We start from the raw sequence: 24,893 nt of genomic DNA, 5'->3' as shown, positions 1-24,893 counted from the left end.
CCCTAGTAGTCGCGGCAGGCTATGAAAGCTGGCACCGTCCGCTGAATTCTTCTGAATTCTTCGCGATGAGGCGCGCGTTCTGGATAGGTTGTGACGATCTGGATAGGAAATGACGATCCGGATAGGTTAATAACCTATCCGGATGTGCGTTACCTATCCGGATGTGCGTTACCTATCCGGATGTGCGGGGCTGCCAGGGCGCGGTGATCCTATTTCCGACGCGCCGGTGGCCCCTCAGTCGAGGCTGAGCTGGCGCGGCGTGTGAGAGCCGCCGCGGGCGATCACCCAGAACGCGAACCACGCGCCGGCGGAGCCGACGATCATGACGAGTACCATCGGCACGGCGCTGTCGCCGCCCGAGGTTGCTAGGGGAGCGGCGATGCCGTTGGCAAGGGACTGGAAGACGCCCATGACGGACGAGGCCGTGCCCGCCTGCTCGCGCGCCTCGCTCATGGCCTGGGCGCCGGAATTGCCGAAGATAAACGCGTTCGCCGTCATGACCAGCGCGAAGCCCACGCACGTCGGAATGAGCGGCAGGTCGAGGAGGAACGTTGAGACCGCCAGCGTCACCACGCCGGTCGCGGCGATCGTCAGGCCCGTGATGATGAGCGTGCGTGGCGTGAAATGCGAGATCAGGCGCACGTTGACCACCGCGAAGCCGGTCGACAGCAGAGCGTTGAACGCGAAGACCCACGCGAAGGCCATCGCCGACAGTCCCAGCGGCCCCTGGAGGACGTAGGTGGCGTTTGAAATGTAGCCGAACATGCAGAAGCTCGAGAAGGCGTTGACCAGCATGAAGCCCACGAAGGGGCGGATCCGCACGACCTGGACGAGGCCGTGGAAGAACCTGGGGATACCGCCGGGGTGGCGGCGTTCCTCGGGCAGGGACTCGGGTACGACGAACCAGGCGAGGGCCGCCATGAGCAGCGTGAAGGCGGCGAGCGCCCAGAAAACAACCCTCCACGTCGCGTGCGTGATGATGAACGCGCCGAGGACCGGGGCGAGCATCGGCGCGAAGCCGACGATCGCCTGGATGAGGCTCATTGCGCGCGCCAGCGTCTTGCCGTGCGCGACGTCGACGAGGATCGCGCGCGCCACCGACGAGGCGACGCCGCCGCCGAGGCCCTGGAAGACTCGCCCCACGAGGAGCACCCAGATGTTCGGCGTGAACACACAGATCATGGATCCGATCAGGGCTATGATGCCGCCGGTGACGATGGGGCGGCGACGCCCGATCTGGTCGGAGATTGCTCCGCCCAGGACCTGGCCGGACGCGTAGCCCACGAAGAAGGTGGTGAGCGTGAACCCGAGCATCGTCGAGTTCGTTGCCAGGTCCGCTGTGATCTGGGGGAATGCGGCCGAGTACATGTCTGTGGCCATCGGGGGCACAGCGTTTTGTACGGCCAGCGTGATCAGCAGGGCAACGGTGAGTGCTCCGCCGACGATGCCGCCCTGATCAGGGGTCTTGTCTTTCACCATGATGCGATTATGCGCCAGCCGAGGCGCATCATGGGCAATTTGATTGAATAGTTGACATATCTCGCAAGTCGCAGGGGGCTGACGTGCACACATGAGCTCCGGTGACGCGCACGCCCCTCGGTTCACGCCCCTAGGTTCATGCCTCCTCGGCGCTTGCCTCCAGCGCGTCCGCTTGTTCCTCCAGCGCGCTCGCCGCCGCTTCGATCTCCTCGCGCGTCGGGCACGAGGCCGGCCCGACGACCGTCGCGGACAGCGCGCCCGCGCAGTTGGCGAGGAGAAGCGCCCTCTCCACGGGGATCTCCTGTGCGAGGGAGGCCGCCAGCACCCCGGAGTGGGCGTCGCCCGCGCCGTTTGTGTCGATCGCGTCGACGCGAGGCGTCGGGACGTGGGTCGCATCCTCGTCGCGGGCATTCGTGGCAGCCACCGAGGGACGAAGGAAATATGCGCCCTGCGCTCCCGCGCGCACCACGACGGGGCGGCGCATCGCGGCGCACACGGCCTCGGCGGCCCCGAGCGGTCGCGCGCACTGGTCGAGGAGGCTCCGATCGGCCATCCGCTCCCCGATCTCTTGAGCCTCCCTGTGGTTCATCGACACGATGACGTCGCGTGTCGGCAAGCCATCCGGGATCCCGATGACGGGGGAGACGTCCAGAACCACGCGCACGCCCTCGGGCAGGGCGCGCAGCGCAGCCTCAGCGGCTTCCCTGTTCGCGGGGTGGTCCATGAGGTAACCGTCGACGTAGAGGACGTCACGAGGAGTCATGGTTCGCACGAAATCAGCCCACGCGTTTGCGGGAGCCATGGTCTCCGCGCCCCTCGTAGAAATGAAGGTGCGCTCGCCGGTACGATCCGTGAACGCGATGCAGAACCCGTTATCGACTCGGGCGACGCGAGGCCCCGCGTCCGTGATCCCCTCGCGTGCCAGCGCTTCTTTAATGAGCGAGGAGTAGGGACCCTCGCCGATCGGGCTGAGGGAGATGGCCTCGGCTCCCATGCGTCGCGCCGCCGCCAGCGCGTTGAAGCCCCCTCCCACGTGCATCCCCTCGTCAGTGGCCCATACGTCGCCGCCGGGCCCCGGAAGGGCGTCGCCGCGCACAGCGAGGTCCACGAGGATCTGCCCCATGAGGACAACTCGGCCTGCCGGGGTGGTGGTTTCGGGGTCCGCGGCCACGGTCGGGTTCGCGCCCGGCGTGCTCTTATCCTGATCCTCCGAAGCCGTCGCGGCGCTCGCATCGCAGCGGTCACCGGTCGTCGCCACGTCATCCGTACCCGACATGCTAAACGACTTGTCGCGCAGTGCCAGCAGGTCTGTGGCCACGGAGCGCAGGTCGAGACGGGACACATCCTCGACCTGGATGAGGTCTTCCTCGTTGAAAGCCTCGACCCCGAGTGAAGCGCCCAGGATTGCCCCCGCGATCGCGCCGATCGTGTCGGTGTCGCCGCCCAGGTTAGCGGCGTCCAGCAGGGCGCGCGGGGAGGGGTCGCGCGCGAGGAGCGCGAAGGCCATGGGGATAGCCTGCGCTGAAGCCACGGACGTACCCACCTGCTCGACGAGGCACTCCAGGGACGACGAGGCCGGGGTGGATGCCAGCAGCAAGGCCCGCCGCGTGGCGGCAGCGACGTCAGGCTCTGGACTCCACGCGCCGCGCGCGGGAAGGGACTCGACATAGGTCACGGCTCGCCGCAACAGGGCTGTCATGTCCTCGGCGGAGGTTCCCGGCCGGTCGATCCCCAGGGACACGGCAGCGGCGACGAGCGCCGCTGAGCGGAAGCCCTGACGCGTCGCGTGCGTGACCTGGCAGGATGACCAGACGGCCTCCGCGAAAATGTTCGGATTGGCCGTCGAGACCGCGATGCCGATCGGCGTCACCCGCATCGCCGCGCCGTTTGTCGTTCCCTCCCCGCCCACTTGCAGCGGGTCCTCCCCCGCGCGCACACGCTCCAACGCTGCCTTCGTCGACGGCCCCAGCAGATCGAGCGACCCGCGCTGAATCATCGAGTCCTCCCATGCCAACAACGTGTGGGCAAACTCACTCGCATCCAGGCGCGCGTGACCCGACGAGGAGCCACGGCCTCGTACCAGGAGAGAAGCAATCAGCAACGCCTGCTCCGTGTCATCGGTGACCGACCCCGCCCGCATCCCCGGCGCGTACGGCTGACTTTCGTCCGCATCCACGAGACCCGTGATACGCCCATACATCGAGCGGATCTGCGCCGGAGACAACGCCTGCGTCGGCATTCCCAGCGCATCCCCTAGCGCCAACCCACCCATAGCACCGTACGCGCGCGACAAACGAGGATCCATGATCGCCTCCCAACGCGGGCCATCACCCACATAACACAAACGCCCCGGAGGACCCCGAGGCGAACAGTAGGCCCAGGGGGACTCGAACCCCCAACCTACGGATTAAAAGTCCGCTGCTCTACCATTGAGCTATAGGCCCATGCCCCCATTGTAGAAGGAAGCGGTCCCTATGGCCCAATCGAACACCCCACGCCGCCCAGCCATGCTCGACGCCGCGCGGGCAGAGACGATCGTCGGCGACGAAGACCCCGCCTCCCTCGCCGCCGTCGCACACACCGCCGCGTGGGCACTCATGGGAATCAGCGACGACACCTTCAACGACGAGGACGTGGCGCGCCTGCGGGAAACCGTGCGCGCTCGCGGCATCGACACCATCGCCCACGTCTGGTCGCGCAGCCCCGAATTCACGCTCCCCGGCGCGCTGTGGCGCCTCTACCTGCTCCACGAGTGGTACCACCGCGATCCGCACCTGGTCGAAGCCCGCTATGCCGACGGCTCGCGCGCGCCCATCATCCAGGGCCTCGAAGCCCCCGTCGCGCTGCGGCCCCTGCACCTCATCATGGACGAGGTCGATGCCCTGCTGCGCGGCGACCTCACCGATGACGACCTTGAAGACGTGCTCGCCCAGGCATCGCGCGCCATGCGCGTCCTCGCCGCCGGTGAAGCCGGGGCCCTATGGATCGAAGATCCCACAGACCCGCTCGCCCACCGAGTCACCATGCGACACAGTGCACTCCTAGCCACCGCAGACGAACTCGACACCGCCGCACGCGAAGCTTCCGTCGGCACCCTCGACTAAGCCGCCGATCCCCGCCGGCCACAATCACGCCTGACGAGCCGCGACCTGGTCACGGTGACGCGCCCACCAGGGCAAGCGCGGCGCGAGGCGACTACCCTGGTCCCTATGCGTCCGATGCCAGCCCCACGCCCCCAGCGACTCGTTCGCTCCGCGGGCGCGCTCGTCTGGCGTTTCGCCGACCACGCGCGCGTCGCCGTCCCCGGAGAAAACATCGACCCCGCCGACATCGAAGTCCTCATGGTCCACCGCCCCCGCTACCACGACTGGTCCTGGCCCAAAGGCAAAACAGAAAACGGTGAACCCCTGGTCGCTGCCGCCGTGCGCGAAGTCGAAGAAGAAACCGGCTACCTCATCACCCTGGGAGCACCCCTGACAACCCAGCGCTACCGCCTGGGAGGCGGACACACTAAGGAAGTGCACTACTGGGTGGGCACGCCCCTGCCCGCCGGTGAGGTCTCCGCGCGCCTGCGCGCCCCCGTTGCCCGCGCGCCTCGCACCGAAATCGACCAGACCACCTGGGCGACCCCCGACGCGGCCGCTGACATGCTCACGCGTCGAGGTGACCGTCGGCTCCTCGCCGACCTCGTCGCCCGCGCGATCGAAGGCCGCCTTATCACCTCCACGATTATCGTGTTACGACCCGGACCCGCCGACGCGCCTGAGGATACCTCCGCTTCCGCACCCGCGCAGCGGACCACGCTCAACGTACCCACACCCCCCAAGTCTCGTCTCGCGCCGACCCCCGCGATCGTCGCATCAGCTGCGGCGCGCAGGGCAGCGCAGGTGCAGCAGGCCTCGTCCCGAAAGGCCGAGACTACCGCCCGTCCCATCGATCCACCCCTCGGACGATTCGGTGTGCGCCAGGCCTTCGACCTCATCGACTTGTTCAGCGCTTTCGGCGTCAATGCCGCCTTTGCGTCCCCGTCCGCCCGCGCCCGCCAGGCCCTCGCACCGTGGGCGAGCGTCGGAGGGGACTCAGTGACGCTCGTGGCGGCCCTCGACACCTCGTCCGAGGCCACGGGGCTCATCGACGCGCAGGCCCGAGCCGGTCGAGTGCGTGCCTTCGCGGCGCAACGCCTTGCCGAACCTTCCGGCACGACCCTGCTGTCCGCGACGGGAAGCGCGCGCGACCTCATCATCGAGGAACTGCGAGCCTACGGGTCGAGCGCCGTCACCGGAGGCGACGCGCCCTCCCTTAAGCACGGCCAAATCCTGGTCGCTCACGTGGAACGCGGAGCCGACGGTCCCGTTGTCGCTGCCTTTGAGACACACGGCGTGACCACCAAAAACCCCGCAGCTCAGCCGCGTAAGACCGCCAAGAAACACTGAAGCGGCCCGGCGAAAGCCGGGCCGCCATCAGCGCGCACAGGCGCTGGTCACATGTTGGAGTCCTTCACCGATCGGGTGAGCTTACTGTCATTCTTGGCGAACGCATAGCATTCGACGGTGTGGTCGCCGTTCGTCCAGGTTTCTTGCGTCGGGACGTACCACGAGTAGTCCACGGTGGAGTCCGCGACAGGCTTGCCAACGTAGTATTCGAAGATGAGTCCGCAGATTTCGTCGCTCTCGTCGTCAAATTCGTCATCAGACGGGAACGCGTCACCCGAGAAATCAAAGATGTGGAAGTACTCCGCGTCGTGAGGCTGGTTGCAATCGACGATGGTGATGTCACTGTTATCGTCGGATGCGTACTGGAAACATTCTCCGACCCTGGGCGGTACGTAGTCGTTCGTCGTTGCGGAAGACGTGGGCGTAGGAGTGCGAGTAGGAGAGGTATCCGAGGGCTTGCGGGCACCGGACAATGACACCGAGCAGGCGGACAAACCCAGGCTCAGGATGGCGACCGTTGCGCCGAGGATAAGCACAGGGCGCGCCATGGTGGACGTGAATGAGTTTTCAGACATGATTCTCCTTAGGCTGAGATGCCTCGGCAAGTACGAGGCAAACGCGGCGCGAGGCCCGTTTGCTTGCCGCATCGCAGCGCCAACTATATAACAACGCCGACCGTGCGCGGCCCGGGGTATCACCTACGCCAGCGGGATATTCGCGCCAATACTGACAGATTGATAAAAAGTGTGGCGTGCCTCCCATGTGCAGTCGGATAGTCAAGGAAACGCCGACCTAATAATGGTGGCGGCCCGGCGAAAGCCGGGCCGCCACCAGCGCGCACAGGCGCCGGTCACATGTTGGAGTCCTTCACAGATCGAGACAGCGTCGTCGAGTCACCCGGCAGCGCAACGCAGACGATGTCGCGGTCGCCCTTGGCCCAGGTCTGCTCGGTCGGGTACATGGCAGTCACCTCGAGGGACGATTCGGAGTAGGACTTGCCGACGTAGCTCTTGAAGTTGTCGAAGCAGGCATCCTCCATCATCTGGTCCATCTCGTCCTGGTCAGGCAGCGTGGCGTCGGTGATCTTCTCAATGTAGTAGACCTCGCCGGTGTGCTCCTTCGAGCAGTCCCTGAGCTCAACGTCGTAGACGGTCGAGCCATCCGGGACCTGGATGCACTGACCGACTTTCAAGTTGGTGCTGTGGGTGCGGTTCGTGATAGCAGACAGAACAGAACAGCCGGACAGGCCGAGGCTCAAGATGGCAGCCGAAGCGCCGAGAACGAGCGCGGGACGCATAGCGTGGGACATGATGCTCCTAAATGAGATGGGATGATGGACGTCAGATTGACCGCCACATTGGGGAGAAGGAAACCGAACGGAACCTGTCGCCTGGAACACTATAACAACCATCGTGCCACTCGGTAAAGAAGGCGGGTGGTGTCCGCCTGATCATGCGGACACCACCCAGGGGCGAACGTGAGACAGCGGCTACAGTCCCGACTTCTTAACAGTTGCCTTCAGTGAGGAGTGATCCAGCGGGCGGGCCAGGCACACGATCGCCCGGTCCGAATGCGCCCACGAATCCTTCGTCGGGATCATCCACGTGGCATCGAGGCTGGACGACAGGTAGCTGGACCCCACGTAGTCCTCGAAGTTAGCGATGCACACCGACTCGGCCTGCTTGTTCAACTCAACCTCGCCGGGGAAGTCCCCGTCATCGGCGGAGGTCACGTAGAAGACCTCGGCGTCGTGCTCGCGGGTGCAGCCGGTCGTCTCAACCGTGGTCGCGGTCTCGCCCTCAGGAAGGACAATGCACTGGCCGACCCGCATGTGCATGACGGACGAATCCGAGCATGCGGCGAGCGGGACGAGAAGCGCGAGGGCCGCGACCAGGCCGACGAGGCGACGGGAAGCCACTAGTGGACCCCCAGAGGCAGTGCCACGAGCAGATATACGATGGCTGACACGAGTGCCGCTGCCGGCAACGTCAGGAACCACGCGATAACGATGTTCCCTGCAACGCCCCAGCGCACGGCAGAGAAGCGTTTCGTGCAGCCCACGCCCATGATCGCCGTGGAGACGACCTGCGTCGTGGAAATGGGAGCATGGACGACGTAGGAGCACAGGTACAGGATCGAGGAAGACACGGCCTCGGCTGTAAAAGCGCGCGCCGGATCCAGGTCGATGATCTTTCGACCAATCGTGCGCATGATGCGCCCGCCGCCCGCCATGGTGCCCAGAGAAATCGCCAGAGCGCCCGAGATTTTCACCCAGAGGGGCACGTTCATTTCGTGGGTGATCGGATCGATAATGTTGTGGTGCTCACCGTAACCGCCCGCCATCAGCGCCATGATGATGATGCCCATCGTCTTCTGCGCGTCTTGGATGCCGTGGCCCAGGGCCATCGCAGCCGAGGAGATGCGCTGCGCGGCGCGGAAGCGACGCATCGTGCGGTGATACTGCGCCTTGCGCAGCAGCCACAGGACAACCTTCATGGCGATGTAGCCGATGATGAAGCCGATGATGGGCGAGGCAAACATCGGGATGATGACGTGATCCACGATGCATTCCCAGAACACCGTGGTGCCGCTAAGGAGGCCCGCGCCGACCATGCCGCCGATGAGGGCGTGCGAGGAGGACGACGGGAGTCCGAACCACCAGGTGATCAGGTTCCAGATGCACGCGCCCAACAGGGCGGCCAGGATGATGACCAGGCCCTTTTGCTGCATTTCAGGCGTGGTGGACTCGGCGTAACCCTTGATCTCGATGATGCCAGAGCCGACAGTCTTCGCGACGGCGGTGCCCATCATGGCACCGATGATGTTCATTGCCGCGGCCATGAGCAGGGCGGCGCGGGGTGTCCACGCGCGCGTCGACACGGAGGTCGCGATCGCGTTCGCCGCGTCGTGGAAGCCGTTCGTGTAGCTGAAGAACAGCGCGACGGCGATGACGACGCAGACGAGGATCAGATTCAGATCCACGGCTCAGGATTCCTTCAGTGCGAGGGACTCGATGATGTTGGCCAGCTCCTCGAATGCGTCGGCGCAGGACTCGAGGCCCTGGACGATGTCCTTGAGCTTGATGATCGTGACCGGGTCGAGGCCCGAGTCGAACAGGGCCGTCAGGGTGCGGCGGTAGGCCAGGTCGCCCTCGTTCTCGAGGCGGTTGATCTCGATCCAGTAGTCGCGCATGTCCACCGGAGACTTCAGCTTGGGCATGTTCGCCGCGGTCATATCCGCGCAGTTCTTGATGACCTCGATCTGCGTGTTCAGCAGGGAGACCAGGGAGGAGGGGATGTCGGCGATGCCGTAGACGACCAGAAGATCGCCGGCCTCATCAATGAAGTCGAGGCAATCGTCCAGGTGGGACGCCAGCGACTGCAGGTCCTCGCGGTCGAAGGGCGTGATGAACGAGGAGTTGATGCGCTGGACGATGTCGTGGTTCAGTTCGTCGCCGCGGTGCTCGACCTCGTGGAGCTGGTCGCGCAGGGCGATGCGCTCCTCGGGGGAGGCGGCGTAGATGTGCGTCAGGAACTCGACGGCCTGCACGAGCTGGCGGGCCTGGGAGGTGAAGTCTTCAAAAAAGTCAGGGCCTTGGGTCTTGTTTCGGAATCCCATGGTGTGTTCGGTCCTTCCAATGGTGAACGGCACTGTTGTGCTACCTGTAATCGTCGGTCATGGGGTGGGCACACTTCAAGTTCAGATGCGCTTTTGTGACCCCAATGGTCGTGTTGTATCTCACGGGATGGTCGGGTTGTTATCCTTCGGTCCCATTCGCGAGGCCTTGGTGCGCTAGTGGGGCATGTTGCCCCTTGTGGATGGGCAGAAGGTCCCTGCCGACCGGGCGGCATGTGACTGGTTCGACTACGATTGGAGTGTGACCGGGACCAAGCGCCCGCAGGCGCGGGCAAACGTTCCGGCATGATTGATTCTGTCAATCGGGGACGCGTATTGCGGCCTCGACAATCCGAAATGCCTCAGGAGGCAAAATGTCCGTGACCGAACAGGACGTGCGTGCGGCGGCTCCGGCCAACGCTCCCGAAGATGTCATCAAGTGGGTTGCGCAAATCGCCGAGCTGACCACCCCTGACGCCATTGAGTTCTGCGACGGCTCCCAGGAAGAGTGGGACCGCCTGACCTCGCAGATGGTCGAAAGCGGCATGTTCACCAAGCTCAACGAGGAGAAGCGTCCTAACTCCTTCCTCGCTCGTTCCAAGCCGTCCGACGTTGCGCGTGTCGAGTCGCGTACCTTCATCTGCTGTGAGAAGGAAGAGGATGCGGGTCCGACCAACCACTGGGCAGACCCCAAGGAAATGAAGGCCACCCTGCACGAGAAGTTCACGGGTGCCATGAAGGGTCGCACCATGTACGTGGTTCCCTTCTCCATGGGTCCTCTGGGTGGCCCCATCTCCCAGCTCGGCGTTGAAATCACCGACTCCCCCTACGTTGTGACCAACATGCGCATCATGACTCGTATGGGTGCTGCTGCCATGGATCTCATCAACGAGGGCCGCGTGTGGGTTCCGGCCGTCCACTCCGTCGGCGCTCCTCTCGAGCCCGGTCAGGAAGATTCGACCTGGCCCTGCAATGATGAGAAGTACATCACCCACTTCCCTGAGACCAACGAGATCTGGTCCTTCGGTTCGGGCTACGGCGGCAACGCGCTGCTCGGCAAGAAGTGCTTCGCCCTGCGTATCGCCTCGACGATGGCCCGCCGCGACGGCTGGATGGCCGAGCACATGCTCGTCCTGCGCCTGACCCGCGAGTCCACCGGCCAGCAGTTCCACGTCACCGCCGCCTTCCCGTCGGCCTGTGGCAAGACCAACCTCGCCATGCTCCAGCCCACGATCCCCGGCTACAAGGTCGAGACCGTCGGCGACGACATCGCGTGGATGCGTCCCGGCCCGGATGGTCGCCTGCGCGCCATCAACCCCGAGGCCGGCTTCTTCGGCGTTGCCCCCGGCACTTCCTACAAGACCAACCCCATGGCCATGGAGACCGGCAAGGCCAACTCCATCTTCACGAACGTCGCCCTGACCGACGACGGCGACGTGTGGTGGGAAGGCATTGACGGTGATGTTCCGGCGCACCTGATCGACTGGCATGGCAACGACTGGACCCCCGAGTCCGGCGAGAAGGCTGCTCACCCGAACAGCCGCTTCACCGTCCCCGCCTCGCAGTGCCCGATCATCTGCCCCGACTGGGAAGCCCCCGAGGGCGTCGCGGTTGACGCCGTCCTCTTCGGTGGCCGCCGCGCCACCAACGTCCCGCTGGTCGCCGAGCAGTACGAGCCCGCCCACGGCGTGTTCATCGGCGCCTCCGTGGCCTCCGAGGTCACCGCTGCCGCGACCGACGTCAAGGCCGGCTCGCTGCGTCACGACCCCTTCGCCATGCTGCCCTTCTGCGGCTACAACATGGCCGACTACTGGGGCCACTGGCTGGAGATGCAGGACAAGCTCGGTGAGGGCTTCCCGAAGGTCTACCAGGTCAACTGGTTCCGTAAGGATGAAGACGGCAACTTCATGTGGCCCGGCTACGGCGACAACGCCCGCGTCCTGGACTGGATCGTTCGCCGCGCCGCCGGCGAGGTTGAGGCCATTGACGGTGTGACCGGTCGCTACCCGAAGTTCGAGGACTTCAACCTCGATGGACTCGACATCGACGAGACCGTGTGGGCGAAGCTCTTCGCGATCGACCCTGATGCTTGGGCCGCCGAGATGGACGACACTGAGGAGTACTTCTCGCAGTTCGGTGACAAGCTCCCCGCCGCCATTACCGAGCAGCTGGCCAAGTTCCGCGCGCGTATCGCCGCCGCGAAGCAGGCCTGATTGATGCGGCTTTGCGGGCCCCGGAGGTAACTCCGGGGCCCGCCCCTTTATGTCTGCTCTCCTTCGCGTGTCTAACAGGCTCTGGGCCTGCCCGTCTCGCTCCTGGCGGCGTCGTGGTTAGGTGTGCGAAAACTGACCGGGTTGTGTCAGATGGGCCGCGTCGGGCTACACTGGGAGGGCATCCGACCGCGCACGCAAGGAGAGTCCGTGCCCAACTACTTGACGAATGACGAGCTCGCCCACGCTAAGGGCCTGCTCGATCGCATGACCAACATCTACCAGCACACCGTCGTCGGCCAGGAAGCGCTACGCCGCGCGCTGATCGCCTCGTTGCTCGCCGGCGGCCACGTCCTGGTCGAATCCGTTCCCGGCCTGGCCAAGACGACAGCAGCGCAGACCCTCGCGTCGGCTGTGTCTGGAACCTTCCGCCGCATTCAGTGCACCCCCGACCTGATGCCTAACGACATCGTCGGCTCCCAGATCTGGAATCAGGAGCGCGGCGAGATGGTTACTCAGCTCGGCCCTGTCCACGCGAACATGGTGCTCCTGGACGAGATCAACCGATCGTCTGCGAAGACCCAGTCCGCCATGCTGGAAGCCATGCAGGAACGCCAGACCACCATCGGCGGCGTGAACCATAAGCTGCCCAACCCCTTCATGGTCATGGCGACACAGAACCCCATCGAGGAAGAAGGCACGTACGTTCTGCCCGAGGCCCAGATGGACCGCTTCCTCCTGAAAGAAGTCATCACCTACCCGACTCCCGTTGAGGAACTCGAAGTTCTCAGCCGCATCGATTCCGGCCAGATGACAACCCCAGCCGACGCCGTCCCGATCACGCTCGAGGACGTGCGTACCCTCCAGGAAGCGCGCCGCCGCGTCTTCGTCCACGACACGCTCAAGGCCTACATCGTCGACATCATCAACACGACGCGTGGTGCGGGTCCGAACCCGTTGCCCGGCTGGAACAAGCATGTGCGCGTGGGTGCCTCCCCGCGTGGCGGCATCGCGCTCATGCAGATCGCCCAGGCTCTCGCTCTCATGGCCGGTCGCAACCACGTGATGCCCGACGACATCAAGGACATGCGCTACGGCATCCTGCGTCACCGCATCATCCGCACCTTCGATGCCCTGGCCGACAACGTGTCCATCGAGGGCCTCATCGACGCCGTCTTCAACGCGGTCCCCGTTCCGTAACGAACGCCGCTCCCACGTCAGTCGATCGTCTGAAGGAACGTCATGCCTGTACGCTCGCGCGAAATCCACGCGCTCTCTACGCGCATCCAGCTGCCCGTCATGCGAAAGCTGCTGTCCATCATGGACGGTCAGCACTCCGCTCTCCGGCAGGGGCGCGGCTGGGAGTTCATGGACCTGGCCCCCTACCAGCCGGGTGACGACGTGCGCGAAATCGACTGGGCGGCCACGGCTCGCACAGGTTCGCCCGTCATCAAGCGACACGAGGCCACGGCGAACGTGCAGGTCATGCTCGTCGTGGACACCGGTCGTGAAATGGGCGCTCTCGCGCCTTCTGGAGAGACGAAGGAAGAGATTGCCTTGGCCGCGTGCGAGGCCATTGCTTGGCTGTCCGTCGCCCGAGGAGACCAGATCGGCCTCGTCGCTGGCGACTCCAAGCGCGTGCGCTTCATGCGCGCACGTTCCGGTAACGCGCACGCCGAAACTGTGCTGCGCCGTATCGAGGAAGACATCACTCTGACCTCGCCGCACTCGGACGTCCCCAAGCTCCTGGCACGGGCGAGGACCGTCACGAACAGGCGCAGCCTCCTCGTGATCGTCACGGACGCGACCCAGCCCACGCCGTCGAGGGAATCAGACGACCTCATCAAATCCCTGAGCGTACGCCACCAGGTCATACAGATATGCGTCGCGGACATCGACCCGACCAGCCTCGACAAGGGCACGGACGTCGTCGACGTCAACGAGGGTCCGCTGCCGGACTTCCTGCTGCGCGACTCTCAGTTGTCAGGCGAAGCAAACAACGTTATGGCTGCGCGCCGCGCGGCGGTCACCCGAATGCTTGACAAGCGGGGAGTCATCCACGTGGACGTGGCATCCAGCGCTGAGGTACCCCGCGCGCTCATGCGTGCTCTCGAAAGGGGATCACATGTCCGGTGACATTAAAGAATACTTGCAGGATCCTGTCATGTATCCAAACTGGATGTGGGTCTTGGGCGTGACGATCCTTGTGGCCGTCATCGGGTGGATCATCTACTCACTGTGGCGGTGGTGGACTTCGCGCATCGGCGAGGTCATGGAGCTGCAGACGATCACGGATGCGCGCCGTAAAAAGTACCTGACCTACATTGATCAGATTGCGGATCGCTACGCCGACGGTGACTTGGATGCGCGCGGCGTGCATCTGGCGCTTGCAGGCCTGATGCGTGCCCTCGGTACGGAGCGCACCGGTCGTGACCTCGAGGTTGCAACCGTGAAGGAAGTACGCAGGCTTGTCCCCGTGTGGCCCGGCCTGTCCGATGTCCTTCAGGCGTGCGAGATCCCCAGTTTCACGGGGGATGACATCCCTGCGGGCCAGCCTTCGCATGAGGCTGTCACGAACGTGTTGACCATGGCCGTGGAGGCGGTAAACGTATGAGGTTTTGGTGGTTAATTCCCATTGTCCTGCTGGTGGTGGTCGCGGCGACCGCCCTCGGATGGTGGCGTGCACGTCGAGCGGGTGAACGCTCGGGTAAGAAGGGGTGGGTTGCGAACACCGGTTTCCTGCGGGGGCTGCCCAAGTATCAGGCTCTTGTGCGTCGCACTCGCGCGTCGCTGGCGATGGCGTGCGTGTGCTTTATGATTGCGGTTATTGCGACGTCCGTGTCTGCGGGCGCGCCCGTAGACCGCTACGTCAAGCACGATAAGTCCTCGAGTCGAGACATCGTCATCTGCCTCGACGCATCGGGGTCGATGCTTCCCTACGACTCGAAGATTGGTGACGCGTTCAAGCAGATCATTTCACACTTCGAGGGTGAGCGAATCTCGCTGCAGCTGTGGAACGCCTACTCGATGACGATGTTCCCGCTGACGGATGACTACGAGATGGCCAACGATGTGCTCACGGACATGTCCGACGTCATCGACAAGGGTTTCTCGCAGATCGGTGGGCATATTTCCGCTTCGCAAGAGCTGATTGACTACCTGGAGCCGACGTTCGCTGACCCGGACGAGGAACGAGCGTCGCTGGTCGGCGACGGCCTTGCCTCGTGCGTCCTCGGCTTTGACCACACGGACAAGGCGCGGTCGCGCACGATTCTGCTGGCCACCGATAACGAGGTGCTCGGATCGGGTATCTACACGCTGCCTGAGGCGATTGAGTTCGCGAAGAGTCAGGCGGTGACGGTCACGGCTTTGTACCCCGGTTCGATGACGGCGCTGTCGACCGAGGCCGTGGAACTGCGTGATCAGGTGCAGTCCACGGGTGGTGACTTCTATGATGCGTCCTCGCCCGCATCCGTCGACTCTGTCGTTCAGCAGATCGAGGCTGAGCAGAAGGAAGACCTCGACTCGGCTGGCAAGATGCTGGAAACTGATCGCCCGACCTCCGCCCTGGGGTGGACGCTCCTTGGCGTCGTGTCCCTGCTGGGAATGCTTGCCTTCGGGAGGCTCTGACATGGTATTTCACCCCGTTATCAACCTGTTTCTGCTGATCCTCATTGCCCTCGTCGCGGCCGCTTTTGTGTTCCTGTCCGCCCGACGGTCGGTGCGCAGGCGAGTCAGCGACGTGATTCGACGCTCGTTCATTGTTGTGACCGTCGTCATCATGGGTGCGGGTCCCTCCATCCCCGGCCAGGCGGTGGAGGTTGCCTCGACGCTCGAGGTGTACTTTGTGATTGACCGCACGGGTTCGATGGCCGCTGAGGACTGGGATGGCGTCAAGCCCCGCATCGATGGCGTACGTAACGACGTGGGTACGCTGATGGGCGTCCTCACCGGCTCGCGTTTCTCGATCCTGTCGTGGGACTCGAAGGTCCATACCGACATGCCGCTGACGACCGATGCTTCTGCCGTCAACGCATACATGGAGAGTTTTAACCGTGAGCTGTCGGCGTCCTCGCAGGGTTCTTCTATCAACCGCCCTGCCAAGGAACTCCTCACGCTCCTGAAGAAAAACAAGGAACGCCACCCCCAGAATATTCGCGCCGTTTTTATCTTCTCTGACGGGGAGACGTCGAACCAGGATCACTGGTCCAGCGCTCCCAGTGGGGACCCGAGCGACTGGGATGCCGTCAAGGAGTACGTCGACGGTGGCCTCGTCATCGGTTATGGCACCTCGGAGGGCGGCCAGATGAAGGTGCTGCGTCTGGGAGACTCCGGCGCTCAAAGCGGCGATGAGTACATTCACGACTCCTCCCAGCCGGGCAATCCCGTCGCCATTTCGCGCATCGACGAGGCCGCGTTGCAAGATGTCGCCTCTCGCATCGGCGTCAGCTATGTGCACTCTCCCGACAAGTCGGCGATCGAGTCGTACGCGAACGATGTCCTCGAGGGGGCCTCGACAATTGCTGAGGCGCGCAACATGCAATCTACGTACCGCTACATCATTTGGCCCTTTGCGCTTATCCTCGGTGGCCTCCTCGCGTGGGAGGGTGCAACCCTGTCGCTGCGGGCCCAACAGTTGAGGAACTCCCATGCAATCTGAGAATTCCACACGCGAAGAAGACCTGCTGCCCTTCGGTGCCCCCCAAGCGGACACCGTCGATCCGTCGGTGCGCGCCAAGCTAGCGCAGGCCACTTCCGGCAACCAGAAGATTCAGCGTTCACCCCGCGCCTTGCGTCCCCTGTGGTACTCGATTCCGATCCTCGTGATTGCTTTGGCAGCCTCCGCCTACCTAATCGGCATGACCCTGTGGTCACGCTCGTCGCTGGCCCACTGGACCAACGGGGAGTACCCAGCCGCGCAGGCCGGATACGAGGGACAGATGGCATGGACTTCAGTTGGCGTCGAGCGTTGGGTTGCTCACTACAACCTGGGGACCACCCTGGTGCGTCAGGACGCGGTCGACGATGGCGTGAATGAGTTGCGCACCGCCTACGACTTGGTGCCTAAGGCTGTTGAGGTTCAGCCTGGTCGTCTCGAACCCTATTCCTACGAGTGCCGCGTGCGCGTCAACCTGGGTATCGGCATTGAAATCCAGGCCGACGCTCTGCGTGAGGGTGGCTCTCTGGATGATGCGATTAATTCCTACCAGGAGGCTGAAGACCTGATCTCGCCCTGCCAGACCGCAGGCGGCGGCGGTGGCAGCCAGTCCAATCAGTCCGGTGACCAGGGCCAGTCCGGCGGTCAGGGCCAGTCTGGTGATTCCGACAACCCCGCAAACGAAAACAAGAACCGCGTCCAGCAGAAGAAGCAAGACACGGAACAGGAGAAGAACGGGGAGGACCCGAACCAGCAAAACAAGGATCCGCAGAACGGCACAAATAATAACGAGCCGGAACCCTCCCAGAGTCCGACATCGTCTCCTAGCGCCAGCCCGACGCCCGACCCGTACGCGGGTGAAAATGAGGAGCAGAAGCAGCGTCGTCAGGATCTGCAGAACCAAAACGGGGAGCGCGAACAAAAGCGTCGGGATCAAGACGACAGTAAGCGCTCTGGAAACCCGAACGGTGCCTGGTGAGCGGTGGACGCGTGTCTCACGGACGCTGTGAGGTGTGCCCATATCGGCTCGTGTCGGCCCGTAATGCACTCAAACATAGATAGGCTTAAATTGTGAAGGTTCTTCTCGTTGGTAACGGGGGTCGCGAGCATGCGATCGCTCGTGCGCTGCTTCGAACGTCCACTCCTGAGCAGCCGGTGTCGCTGGTCGTCCAGGCGGGCAATCCTGCGCTGGAGAAGCTGGGTCGTTCGCTCACGATGAATCCGCTTGATCCGAAGGACGTTGTGCGGCGTGCGACATCAGAGAAGGTCGACCTTGTGGTGGTCGGCCCCGAAGCCCCGCTGGTCGCTGGAGTCGCAGACGCGGTCCTCGACTACGGGATTCCGGTCTTCGGCCCGACGAGGGACGCGGCCCGCCTGGAGGCCTCCAAGTCTTTCGCCAAGCAGGTCATGGCGGACGTCGGCGTGGCGACCGCCCGCGCGTTCACCTGCACCTCCATGGACCAGGTGGAGGCCGCATTCGACGACCTGGGTGCCCCCTACGTTGTGAAGGATGACGCCCTGGCCGCCGGCAAGGGCGTCGTCGTGACCACCGACCGCGCCCAGGCCTCGGACCACGCGCGCGCCTGCCTGGCGCGCGACGGGGGAGCGGTCGTCATCGAGGACTACCTCGACGGCCCCGAGGTTTCCCTCTTCTGCTTCGCCGACGGCGCGACCGTCGTGCCGCTCCAGCCCGCCCAGGACTTCAAGCGTGTGGGCGACGGCAACGAGGGCCCGAACACGGGCGGCATGGGCGCCTACAGCCCCCTCCCGTGGCTGCCCGAGGAAGCCACGCAGCGCATCGTCGACGAGGTCGCCCAGCCCGTCGTCACCGAGATGGCCCGGCGCGGCACCCCCTTCCGCGGCCTCCTGTACTGCGGCCTCGCGATGACCTCGAAGGGCATCCGCGTCGTCGAATTCAACGTGCGTTTCGGCGACCCGGAGACCCAGGTGGTCCTCGAGCGCCTCGACTCCCCACTGGCCCCCATCCTGTACGCGGCCGCCACCGGCACGCTCGCCAAGGTGCCCGCCCCCGTGTGGAGCGATGACGCTGCCGTGACGGTCGTCATGGCCTCGGGCGGCTACCCGGGTCCCACCGACACCGGCCACGAGATCACCGGCATTGAGGCGGCCGAAGCATTGGCGGGCGTCCACGTCATTCACGCCGGCACCTCCGAGCAGATTACCGACGACCCGGCCGACGTCGCTGCCGGATGCTGCGGCTTCGAGCCGACCTTGGCGCTGGTGAACTCCGGCGGACGAGTCCTCGACGTTGTCGCCCGCGCGGCCACCCTCGACCAGGCGCGGGCGCTCGCCTACCGGGGCGTCGACCTCATCCACTTCGCTGGTGAACAACACCGCAGCGACATCGCGACGTGGCCCGCCGACCTGGCCGTCACTCTTGACTAACGACACAACATTGAGGAGCATCATGCCCACCTCCCTGCACGGTTGGACCCCCCTGAGTTCGGGGAAAGTCCGCGATATTTACGCTCCTGACGAGGCCGTGGTGGGTTCCGCGCCGGAAGCGTCGCCGGCGGTGGGGCGCCCTCGCCACGCGAAGGCTGGCCCTGAGGCGTTGCTGATGGTGACGTCGGATCGTATCAGCGCATACGACTACGTGCTACCCACTGAGATTCGCGGTAAGGGCGCGGTCCTGAACCAGCTGGCGATCTGGTGGATGGGCAAGCTGCGTCCCCTCGTGGAAAACCACCTGCTGGCCGTTGGCACAAAGGCTCCGGCTGAGGCCTCGCGTGCACTGGAGGGCGCGCAACCCACGCGCTTCACGGTTCCTGCGGAGGTGGACGGGCGCGCGGTCGTGTGCCGCAGCCTGTACATGATTCCCATTGAGTGCGTCGTGCGCGGTTACTTGACGGGTTCCGGCTTGGCGGAGTACCGCGAGTCGGGTTCCGTGTGCGGCATCGCCCTGCCCGAGGGTCTGACCGAGGCCTCGCGCCTGGAAGAGCCGATCTTCACGCCGGCCGCTAAGGCCGAGCTGGGTGAGCACGACGAGAACATCACTTTCGAACAGACGGTGGAACGCATCGGCGAGGAGTACGCGACCGCGATCCGTGACCTGTCGATTGCCCTGTACCGTCAGGCTCGAGACATTGCCGCCGAGCGGGGCATCATCATCGCGGATACGAAGTTCGAGTTCGGTATCGATGTGTCCACGGGCGCGATCGTGCTCGCGGACGAGATTCTCACCCCCGACTCCTCGCGCTTCTGGCCTGCGGACCGGTGGGTTGAGGGCCAGGTGACGCCGAGTTTCGACAAGCAGTACGTGCGCGACTGGCTGACCTCGGAGGAGTCGGGGTGGGACCGCGCCTCCGGGCAGAACCCGCCCGCGCTGCCCGACGCTGTCGCCGCAGCGACCGCCGCCCGATACGTTGAGGCGTATCGCCGACTCACCGGGGTTGACCCGGTCCTGTAACCAACGTGCCCGCCGGGCGAGGTGCGCGGCGGGATCCTCACCAACAACACAAGGAGGAACGCCGTGGGGCGAATCATCGTGGAAGTGATGCCGAAGCCTGAGATCCTGGACCCGCAGGGCAAGGCCGTCGGCTCGGCGCTGCCCAGGCTCGGAATCACGAGCTTTGAGGCCGTGCGTCAGGGGAAGTGCTTCCACCTGACCGTGGACGGTCCCGTCACCGACGAGCTCCTGGACCAGGCCCGCAAGGCCGCCGAAGAGGTCCTGTCCAACCCGATCATCGAGGACGTCGTGCGCGTCGAGGCCATCGACGAGGCCGACGCCCGTTACGCGGGAGGCGCGCAGTGACCCGCGTCGGAGTCGTCACCTTCCCCGGCACCCTCGACGATCGCGATGCCGCCCGCGCGGTTGACATCGCGGGCGCCGAGGCGGTGTCCCTGTGGCATAAGGACGCCGACCTGCACGGCGTCGACGCGGTCGTTATCCCCGGAGGATTCTCCTACGGAGACTACCTGCGCTGCGGTGCGATCGCCGCGACCGCCCCCGTCATGGGCGAGATCGTGCGCGAGGCCGGACGAGGCCTGCCCGTCCTGGGCATCTGCAACGGCTTCCAGGTCCTGTGCGAGTCGCACCTGCTGCCCGGCGCGCTCATCCGTAACGACCACCAGAAGTTCCTGTGCCGCGACCAGGTGCTGCGCATCGAGAACGCGGACACCGCGTGGACGCGCGCCTACAGCGTCGGCGACACCATCACCGTTCCCCTGAAGAACGGCGAAGGCAACTTCCAGGCCTCCCCCGACGAGCTCGAACGCCTTGAGGGCGAGGGCCGCGTCGTGTTCCGCTACGTTGACTTTAACCCCAACGGAAGCGCCAACGACATCGCGGGCGTCACCAACGCCGCGGGCAACGTCGTCGGCCTCATGCCCCACCCCGAGCACGCGACCGAGGCCGGCTTCGGCCCGCTCTCCCTCGGCCCCGACGGCGCCAGCCACCACGGCGGCACCGACGGCCTGGGCATCTTCCACTCCGTCCTCGCATCCCTCGTCGGTTGACGACGCCACCGCGCCCTCTCCCGTGAGGGCGCCCCGGCCTCGTCCATGATCTTTCGAACGGAAACACGAATGACCTCCGAAAATACCCGCGAGCTGCCCGACACCGTCGAGAACGCCGCCGCGACCCCCGACCAGGACATGCCCTGGAAGGAACTCGGCCTCAAAGAGGACGAATACCAGCGCATCTGTGACATCCTCGGGCGCCGACCCACGAACGCCGAGCTCGCCATGTACTCCGTCATGTGGTCCGAGCACTGCTCCTACAAGTCCTCCAAGAAGCACCTCGCCGAGCAGTTCGGCGCGCGCACGACCGACGCCATGAGGAAGAACCTCCTCGTCGGCATGGGCCAGAACGCCGGCGTCGTCGACATCGGCGGCGGCTGGGCCGTCACCTTCAAGGTGGAGTCCCACAACCACCCGTCCTTCGTCGAGCCCTACCAGGGAGCGGCCACCGGCGTGGGCGGCATCGTCCGCGACATCATCTCCATGGGCGCCCGCCCGATCGCCGTCATGGACCAGCTGCGCTTCGGTGCCGTCGACCACCCCGACACGGCGCGCGTCGTCCACGGCGTCGTCTCCGGCGTCGGCGGCTACGGCAACTGCCTGGGCCTGCCCAACATCGGCGGCGAAACCGAGTTCGACCCCTCCTACCAGGGCAATCCCCTCGTCAACGCGCTGTGCATCGGCAAGCTGCGCCACGACGACATCCACCTGGCGAACGCGACCGGCGAAGGCAACCTCGTCGTCCTCTTCGGCGCGCGCACCGGCGGCGACGGCATCGGCGGCGCCTCCATCCTCGCCTCCGAGACCTTCGAAGACGGCATGCCCGCCAAGCGCCCCTCCGTCCAGGTGGGCGACCCCTTCATGGAGAAGGTCCTCATCGAGTGCTGCCTCGACCTGTTCGAGGCCGACGTCGTCCAGGGCATCCAGGATCTGGGCGCCGCCGGCATCTCGTGCGCGACCTCCGAGCTGGCCTCCAACGGCGACTCCGGCATGCACGTCGACCTCGAGAACGTGCTCCTGCGCGACCCCACGCTCACCGCGGGCGAGATCCTCATGAGCGAGTCCCAGGAACGCATGATGGCGATCGTGACCCCCAAGGATCGCGAGCGCTTCTTCGAGATCATCGACAAGTGGGACGTCGAAGCCGCCGTCATCGGTCACCTGACCGGCGACGGCCGCCTCACCATCGACCACTACGGCCACCGGATCGTCGACGTCGACCCGAAGACCGTCGCCCACGAGGGCCCCGTCTACGACCGCCCCTACGCGCGCCCCGCGTGGCAGGACGAACTGCAGGCCGCCACCTCCGAGGACCTTGCGCGCCCCGCCACGCGCGAGGAGCTCATCGCCGACGTGCGCGCCGTCCTTTCCGACGTTAATCAGGCCTCCAAGGCGTGGGTCACCGACCAGTACGACCGCTACGTGCAGGGCAACACCGCCCTGGCCCAGCCCGACGACGCGGGTGTCATCCGCATCGACGAGGAAAGCGGCCTCGGCGTCGCTCTGTCGACCGATGCGAACGGCTGGTACACGAAGCTCGACCCGGCAGCGGGAGCCCGCCAGGCCCTCGCCGAGTCCTACCGTAACGTCGCCGTCGTCGGCGCCGAACCCGTCGCCATCACGGACTGCCTGAACTTCGGCAACCCCGAAGACACGGATGCCATGTGGCAGCTGGTGACCGCCATGACCGCGCTCGCGGACGGCTGCATCGAGCTGGAGATCCCCGTGACCGGCGGCAACGTGTCCCTGTACAACTCGTCGGGCACCGAGAAGGGCCTGCCGAACTCGTCGATCAACCCGACGCCCGTCATCGGCATGCTCGGCATCCTCCCCGACGTGACGCGTGCCAACCCCTCCGGCTTCACCGAAGACGGCCTCGCCGTCATCCTCTTGGGCACCACCCGCGAGGAGTTCGACGGGTCCGCGTGGGCGCGCGTCGCCCGCTCGCGCCTGGGCGGCCTGCCGCCCGAGGTCGACCTGAAGGCTGAGGTGGCCCTCGGTAACGTCGTGCGCGCGCTGAGCGCCGCCGACGGCCCGGACGGTCGGCCCCTCGTGCGCGCCGCACACGACCTGTCGAACGGCGGCCTCGTGCAGTCCCTCGTGGACTCCGCGCTGCGCTTCGGCATCGGCGGCGTCTTCGACGTGGCCGGGGCCGCTCGCCGCGACTGCGTCGGCGACCACGAGATGCTCCTGTCCGAGTCCCAGGCCCGCGCCTTCGTCGCGGTGCCCGAGGCGGCCGTCAAGGCCGTGTTCGCGGCCGCCGAGGCCGAGGGCGTGGACGCCGTGCGCATCGGCACGACGGGTGGCGACATGCTCGCGATCAGCGGCGTCGACCTGCTCGCCGCCGAAGGTGAGGGCTGCGGCTGGATCGCCTCGATCGACGAGCTGCGTGAGCTGAGCGAGACGGGACGCAAGCACTTCTGAGTTGCGTCTGATCGAGCACCTAGGGGCGCGGGCCTGAGGGCCCGCGCCCCTTCGCTGTGCGGTGCCGCTGGTGTTCCGGGCGCCCTTCGCACTGGTGGGGCTTGTGTTGCTGTGTGTTGCCTTGTCTTGTTCGTCACTCGGCGATGTTGCACGTCATTCCCATGTCTTGCTCAACACTCAGCAATGTCGCACGTAATTCCCCTGCCTTGCTCAACACTCAGCAATGTCGCACGTAATTCCCTCGCAAGTATTTCAAATATTGAATTCAGGTCGTTGGAATTGCAACGTTTTCGGGTGGTCTCGAAAAATGACCGAGGGAAATTACGTGCGAAATTTGTCTGGACTGTGACCTGCTACCCACCGGCACAGTCGTCGACGCGAACCCGCTAGTTCCGATGACGCAGCCCTCGACGATGCAGCCCTCGACGATGTCTGGGACTGAGCCTCGACCAACACGCGTGTCCTCTCTCCACCCGCGTTGCTCATGTCGGGGCCGGGTCGATGAGGCGGCAGTGTCGTCCCCGTGGAAGCGTCCTCCTACGAGAACTTCGGGTCTGCCCAGATGACAGTGATGCTAATGTTGCTCTTGCGGCTCTCTCCGGGTGCTGCTTCTACGAGCGCCTTCATCTTCAGGCGCGGAACCGACGAGACGTCGATGCTGAACTCCTTCGCCTCGTTGAGGCGTAGGGACGCCGAATCGAGGACCTTGTCCGAGATGGGGTCGCTGATCTCGAAGGTCACCGTGACGTTCGTGTCCCGCGAGTAGTCCGACTGGCCCGCTGTGATGGTGAAGGTTTTGGCATCCTTGGGGACGAGGAGCTCAACGGAACCTTCATCCAGTGAATACTCCATGTGGCACTTGAAGCCGTTGGTGTAGGTCTTCTGCGCGATGGCCGAGACATCGTCGGATTCGGAAAGAGTTTCCCAGGAGTATGAACGGGCTCCGCATCTTTCCTTCGCGACCGCCTGGTCCAGCGTCGGGTTCCACTCGGGGGACTTGCTGGCCATCGCGCTCGGCGTCGGCGACGCGATCGACGCGGGCGGGGTAGGAGAGGGTGTCGTGGCCGTCGGGCTCGGCGAGGCCGTGGTGGGCTCCGGGGTGGCGGTAGGGGTGGGCGTGGCGTCCGGCTTGGGGGCGTGCGAGCACGCCGCCAGCAGGAGCGACAAGCCAGCGGCGATGATGGCTGCGCGGCGCTTGGACCCGGTACATGGAGAGTGAAACATCGTTGTGTTCTCTTTCACTGGAGAGGAATTGCTCTGAGAATAGATTCCCGGGAAGGGTCTGTCAACTTAGGTATTAGTAGTAATACAGGCGTGCCGATCATGCTCGTTTCGCGCGATAGTCCGGGCGTCTCGCACCGGTGTGACGAACTGTCCGAAGGAGCCTCCGACGAGAACGCCATGGCGCCAGAGGCCTTCGAGGGTCGTCTCACGGGCCCCGACGCTGTCCGCTCATTTTCCGCGTCAACGACGTGTACAGACAACCGACGCGGCGATACACCCCCGCCCGGCATGCTCTCTCGTGCAACCGGGATAAGGGGCTCTTCAGAGTTGAGTGTGGGTGGAGGCGTCTAGGCCTCCTGCGATGAGGAG

General features: G+C 65.0%; 22 protein-coding genes and 1 tRNA gene. 14 read left to right on the top strand and 9 right to left on the bottom strand.

All coding sequences use genetic code 11. From position 1 onward, the window contains the following. Positions 1–234 precede the first annotated feature (234 nt). The 3 genes from RYL44_RS05355 to RYL44_RS05345 all read right to left on the bottom strand — a co-directional run bounded on the left by RYL44_RS05355 (position 235) and on the right by RYL44_RS05345 (position 3,923). A complete protein-coding gene (locus tag RYL44_RS05355) occupies positions 235–1,479 on the bottom strand; it encodes a multidrug effflux MFS transporter (protein ID WP_314975319.1) in 1,245 nt (414 codons plus the stop codon). A 136-nt stretch (positions 1,480–1,615) separates the two neighbouring features. Continuing rightward, on the bottom strand, positions 1,616–3,784 hold the full coding sequence (locus RYL44_RS05350; protein WP_314975318.1) for a PfkB family carbohydrate kinase: 2,169 nt from the start codon (positions 3,782–3,784) through the stop codon (positions 1,616–1,618). Positions 3,785–3,851: 67 nt separating this feature from the next. After that, positions 3,852–3,923: transfer RNA gene (locus RYL44_RS05345), tRNA-Lys, on the bottom strand. A gap of 30 nt (positions 3,924–3,953) precedes the next feature. Between RYL44_RS05345 and RYL44_RS05340 the strand changes: the two genes are divergently transcribed. Beyond that, positions 3,954–4,583, top strand: coding sequence for a hypothetical protein (locus tag RYL44_RS05340; protein WP_276740089.1), 630 nt, complete (start codon positions 3,954–3,956; stop codon positions 4,581–4,583). Positions 4,584–4,697: 114 nt separating this feature from the next. Continuing rightward, on the top strand, positions 4,698–5,912 hold the full coding sequence (locus tag RYL44_RS05335; RefSeq protein WP_314975323.1) for an NUDIX hydrolase: 1,215 nt from the start codon (positions 4,698–4,700) through the stop codon (positions 5,910–5,912). Between the two features lie 47 nt (positions 5,913–5,959). Here the strand turns inward: RYL44_RS05335 and RYL44_RS05330 are convergent, their stop codons facing one another. The 5 genes from RYL44_RS05330 to RYL44_RS05310 all read right to left on the bottom strand — a co-directional run bounded on the left by RYL44_RS05330 (position 5,960) and on the right by RYL44_RS05310 (position 9,530). After that, positions 5,960–6,487: a septum formation family protein gene (locus tag RYL44_RS05330; protein ID WP_276740091.1), complete on the bottom strand. Its 528-nt coding sequence runs from the start codon at positions 6,485–6,487 to the stop codon at positions 5,960–5,962. Between the two features lie 275 nt (positions 6,488–6,762). Continuing rightward, the gene (locus tag RYL44_RS05325; protein WP_276740094.1) at positions 6,763–7,221 is read right to left on the bottom strand and encodes a septum formation family protein; all 459 of its coding nucleotides are present in this window, start codon (positions 7,219–7,221) and stop codon (positions 6,763–6,765) included. Positions 7,222–7,401: 180 nt separating this feature from the next. Continuing rightward, positions 7,402–7,830 carry a septum formation family protein gene (locus RYL44_RS05320; RefSeq protein WP_314768386.1) on the bottom strand — a complete coding sequence of 143 codons (429 nt, stop codon included), beginning with the start codon at positions 7,828–7,830 and terminating at the stop codon, positions 7,402–7,404. Further along, on the bottom strand, positions 7,830–8,894 hold the full coding sequence (locus RYL44_RS05315) for an inorganic phosphate transporter (RefSeq protein ID WP_314975317.1): 1,065 nt from the start codon (positions 8,892–8,894) through the stop codon (positions 7,830–7,832). The genes RYL44_RS05320 and RYL44_RS05315 overlap by 1 nt, the downstream gene beginning before the upstream one ends. Before the next feature lie 3 nt (positions 8,895–8,897). Continuing rightward, positions 8,898–9,530 (bottom strand): DUF47 domain-containing protein, encoded by a 633-nt coding sequence (locus RYL44_RS05310; RefSeq protein WP_314975316.1) that lies wholly within the window; start codon positions 9,528–9,530, stop codon positions 8,898–8,900. Positions 9,531–9,901: 371 nt separating this feature from the next. On the opposite strand from RYL44_RS05310, the gene RYL44_RS05305 reads away from it, so the two are divergent. The 12 genes from RYL44_RS05305 to purL all read left to right on the top strand — a co-directional run bounded on the left by RYL44_RS05305 (position 9,902) and on the right by purL (position 23,300). Continuing rightward, positions 9,902–11,740 (top strand): phosphoenolpyruvate carboxykinase (GTP), encoded by a 1,839-nt coding sequence (locus tag RYL44_RS05305; protein WP_314975315.1) that lies wholly within the window; start codon positions 9,902–9,904, stop codon positions 11,738–11,740. Between the two features lie 207 nt (positions 11,741–11,947). Further along, a complete protein-coding gene (locus RYL44_RS05300) occupies positions 11,948–12,937 on the top strand; it encodes an AAA family ATPase (RefSeq protein WP_129582499.1) in 990 nt (329 codons plus the stop codon). Between the two features lie 42 nt (positions 12,938–12,979). After that, entirely contained in the window at positions 12,980–13,873 is an 894-nt protein-coding gene (locus RYL44_RS05295; RefSeq protein WP_073982952.1) for a DUF58 domain-containing protein, read from the top strand. Beyond that, the gene (locus RYL44_RS05290; protein ID WP_073982951.1) at positions 13,863–14,351 is read left to right on the top strand and encodes a hypothetical protein; all 489 of its coding nucleotides are present in this window, start codon (positions 13,863–13,865) and stop codon (positions 14,349–14,351) included. The genes RYL44_RS05295 and RYL44_RS05290 overlap by 11 nt, the downstream gene beginning before the upstream one ends. After that, positions 14,348–15,367: a vWA domain-containing protein gene (locus RYL44_RS05285; protein ID WP_073982950.1), complete on the top strand. Its 1,020-nt coding sequence runs from the start codon at positions 14,348–14,350 to the stop codon at positions 15,365–15,367. The genes RYL44_RS05290 and RYL44_RS05285 overlap by 4 nt, the downstream gene beginning before the upstream one ends. A gap of 1 nt (position 15,368) precedes the next feature. After that, positions 15,369–16,397 carry a vWA domain-containing protein gene (locus RYL44_RS05280; protein ID WP_073982949.1) on the top strand — a complete coding sequence of 343 codons (1,029 nt, stop codon included), beginning with the start codon at positions 15,369–15,371 and terminating at the stop codon, positions 16,395–16,397. Continuing rightward, positions 16,387–17,373 (top strand): tetratricopeptide repeat protein, encoded by a 987-nt coding sequence (locus RYL44_RS05275; RefSeq protein WP_276740186.1) that lies wholly within the window; start codon positions 16,387–16,389, stop codon positions 17,371–17,373. Before RYL44_RS05280 ends, RYL44_RS05275 begins: the two co-directional genes overlap by 11 nt. Before the next feature lie 92 nt (positions 17,374–17,465). Further along, positions 17,466–18,800, top strand: coding sequence for a phosphoribosylamine--glycine ligase (gene purD / locus RYL44_RS05270; protein WP_314975314.1), 1,335 nt, complete (start codon positions 17,466–17,468; stop codon positions 18,798–18,800). 22 nt (positions 18,801–18,822) lie between these two features. Continuing rightward, complete coding sequence (locus RYL44_RS05265; protein WP_314975313.1) at positions 18,823–19,824, top strand: phosphoribosylaminoimidazolesuccinocarboxamide synthase; 1,002 nt, start codon at positions 18,823–18,825, stop codon at positions 19,822–19,824. Between the two features lie 63 nt (positions 19,825–19,887). After that, on the top strand, positions 19,888–20,169 hold the full coding sequence (purS, locus tag RYL44_RS05260) for a phosphoribosylformylglycinamidine synthase subunit PurS (RefSeq protein ID WP_009647366.1): 282 nt from the start codon (positions 19,888–19,890) through the stop codon (positions 20,167–20,169). Further along, the gene (gene purQ, locus RYL44_RS05255; protein ID WP_314975312.1) at positions 20,166–20,873 is read left to right on the top strand and encodes a phosphoribosylformylglycinamidine synthase subunit PurQ; all 708 of its coding nucleotides are present in this window, start codon (positions 20,166–20,168) and stop codon (positions 20,871–20,873) included. Before purS ends, purQ begins: the two co-directional genes overlap by 4 nt. A 69-nt stretch (positions 20,874–20,942) precedes the next feature. Further along, entirely contained in the window at positions 20,943–23,300 is a 2,358-nt protein-coding gene (gene purL / locus RYL44_RS05250; RefSeq protein ID WP_314975311.1) for a phosphoribosylformylglycinamidine synthase subunit PurL, read from the top strand. 537 nt (positions 23,301–23,837) lie between these two features. Here the strand turns inward: purL and RYL44_RS05245 are convergent. Beyond that, the gene (locus RYL44_RS05245) at positions 23,838–24,524 is read right to left on the bottom strand and encodes a hypothetical protein (RefSeq protein WP_314975310.1); all 687 of its coding nucleotides are present in this window, start codon (positions 24,522–24,524) and stop codon (positions 23,838–23,840) included. Positions 24,525–24,893 lie beyond the last annotated feature (369 nt).

Source organism: Actinomyces bouchesdurhonensis (genome assembly GCF_963540955.1).
GTDB lineage: Bacteria > Actinomycetota > Actinomycetes > Actinomycetales > Actinomycetaceae > Pauljensenia > Pauljensenia bouchesdurhonensis.
Note: the sequence above shows the minus strand (reverse complement) of the source record. Positions and strands in the feature narration are given on the sequence as shown.

Bases quoted from the DNA above. Each gene is read 5' to 3' on its own strand.
- RYL44_RS05355 (WP_314975319.1), bottom strand. From the start codon at position 1,479: ATGGTGAAAGACAAGACCCCTGATCAGGGCGGCATCGTCGGCGGAGCA.
- RYL44_RS05350 (WP_314975318.1), bottom strand. From the start codon at position 3,784: ATGGATCCTCGTTTGTCGCGCGCGTACGGTGCTATGGGTGGGTTGGCG.
- RYL44_RS05340 (WP_276740089.1), top strand. From the start codon at position 3,954: ATGGCCCAATCGAACACCCCACGCCGCCCAGCCATGCTCGACGCCGCG.
- RYL44_RS05335 (WP_314975323.1), top strand. From the start codon at position 4,698: ATGCCAGCCCCACGCCCCCAGCGACTCGTTCGCTCCGCGGGCGCGCTC.
- RYL44_RS05330 (WP_276740091.1), bottom strand. From the start codon at position 6,487: ATGTCTGAAAACTCATTCACGTCCACCATGGCGCGCCCTGTGCTTATC.
- RYL44_RS05325 (WP_276740094.1), bottom strand. From the start codon at position 7,221: ATGTCCCACGCTATGCGTCCCGCGCTCGTTCTCGGCGCTTCGGCTGCC.
- RYL44_RS05310 (WP_314975316.1), bottom strand. From the start codon at position 9,530: ATGGGATTCCGAAACAAGACCCAAGGCCCTGACTTTTTTGAAGACTTC.
- RYL44_RS05305 (WP_314975315.1), top strand. From the start codon at position 9,902: ATGTCCGTGACCGAACAGGACGTGCGTGCGGCGGCTCCGGCCAACGCT.
- RYL44_RS05295 (WP_073982952.1), top strand. From the start codon at position 12,980: ATGCCTGTACGCTCGCGCGAAATCCACGCGCTCTCTACGCGCATCCAG.
- RYL44_RS05290 (WP_073982951.1), top strand. From the start codon at position 13,863: ATGTCCGGTGACATTAAAGAATACTTGCAGGATCCTGTCATGTATCCA.
- RYL44_RS05285 (WP_073982950.1), top strand. From the start codon at position 14,348: ATGAGGTTTTGGTGGTTAATTCCCATTGTCCTGCTGGTGGTGGTCGCG.
- RYL44_RS05280 (WP_073982949.1), top strand. From the start codon at position 15,369: ATGGTATTTCACCCCGTTATCAACCTGTTTCTGCTGATCCTCATTGCC.
- RYL44_RS05275 (WP_276740186.1), top strand. From the start codon at position 16,387: ATGCAATCTGAGAATTCCACACGCGAAGAAGACCTGCTGCCCTTCGGT.
- RYL44_RS05265 (WP_314975313.1), top strand. From the start codon at position 18,823: ATGCCCACCTCCCTGCACGGTTGGACCCCCCTGAGTTCGGGGAAAGTC.
- purL (WP_314975311.1), top strand. From the start codon at position 20,943: ATGACCTCCGAAAATACCCGCGAGCTGCCCGACACCGTCGAGAACGCC.
- RYL44_RS05245 (WP_314975310.1), bottom strand. From the start codon at position 24,524: ATGTTTCACTCTCCATGTACCGGGTCCAAGCGCCGCGCAGCCATCATC.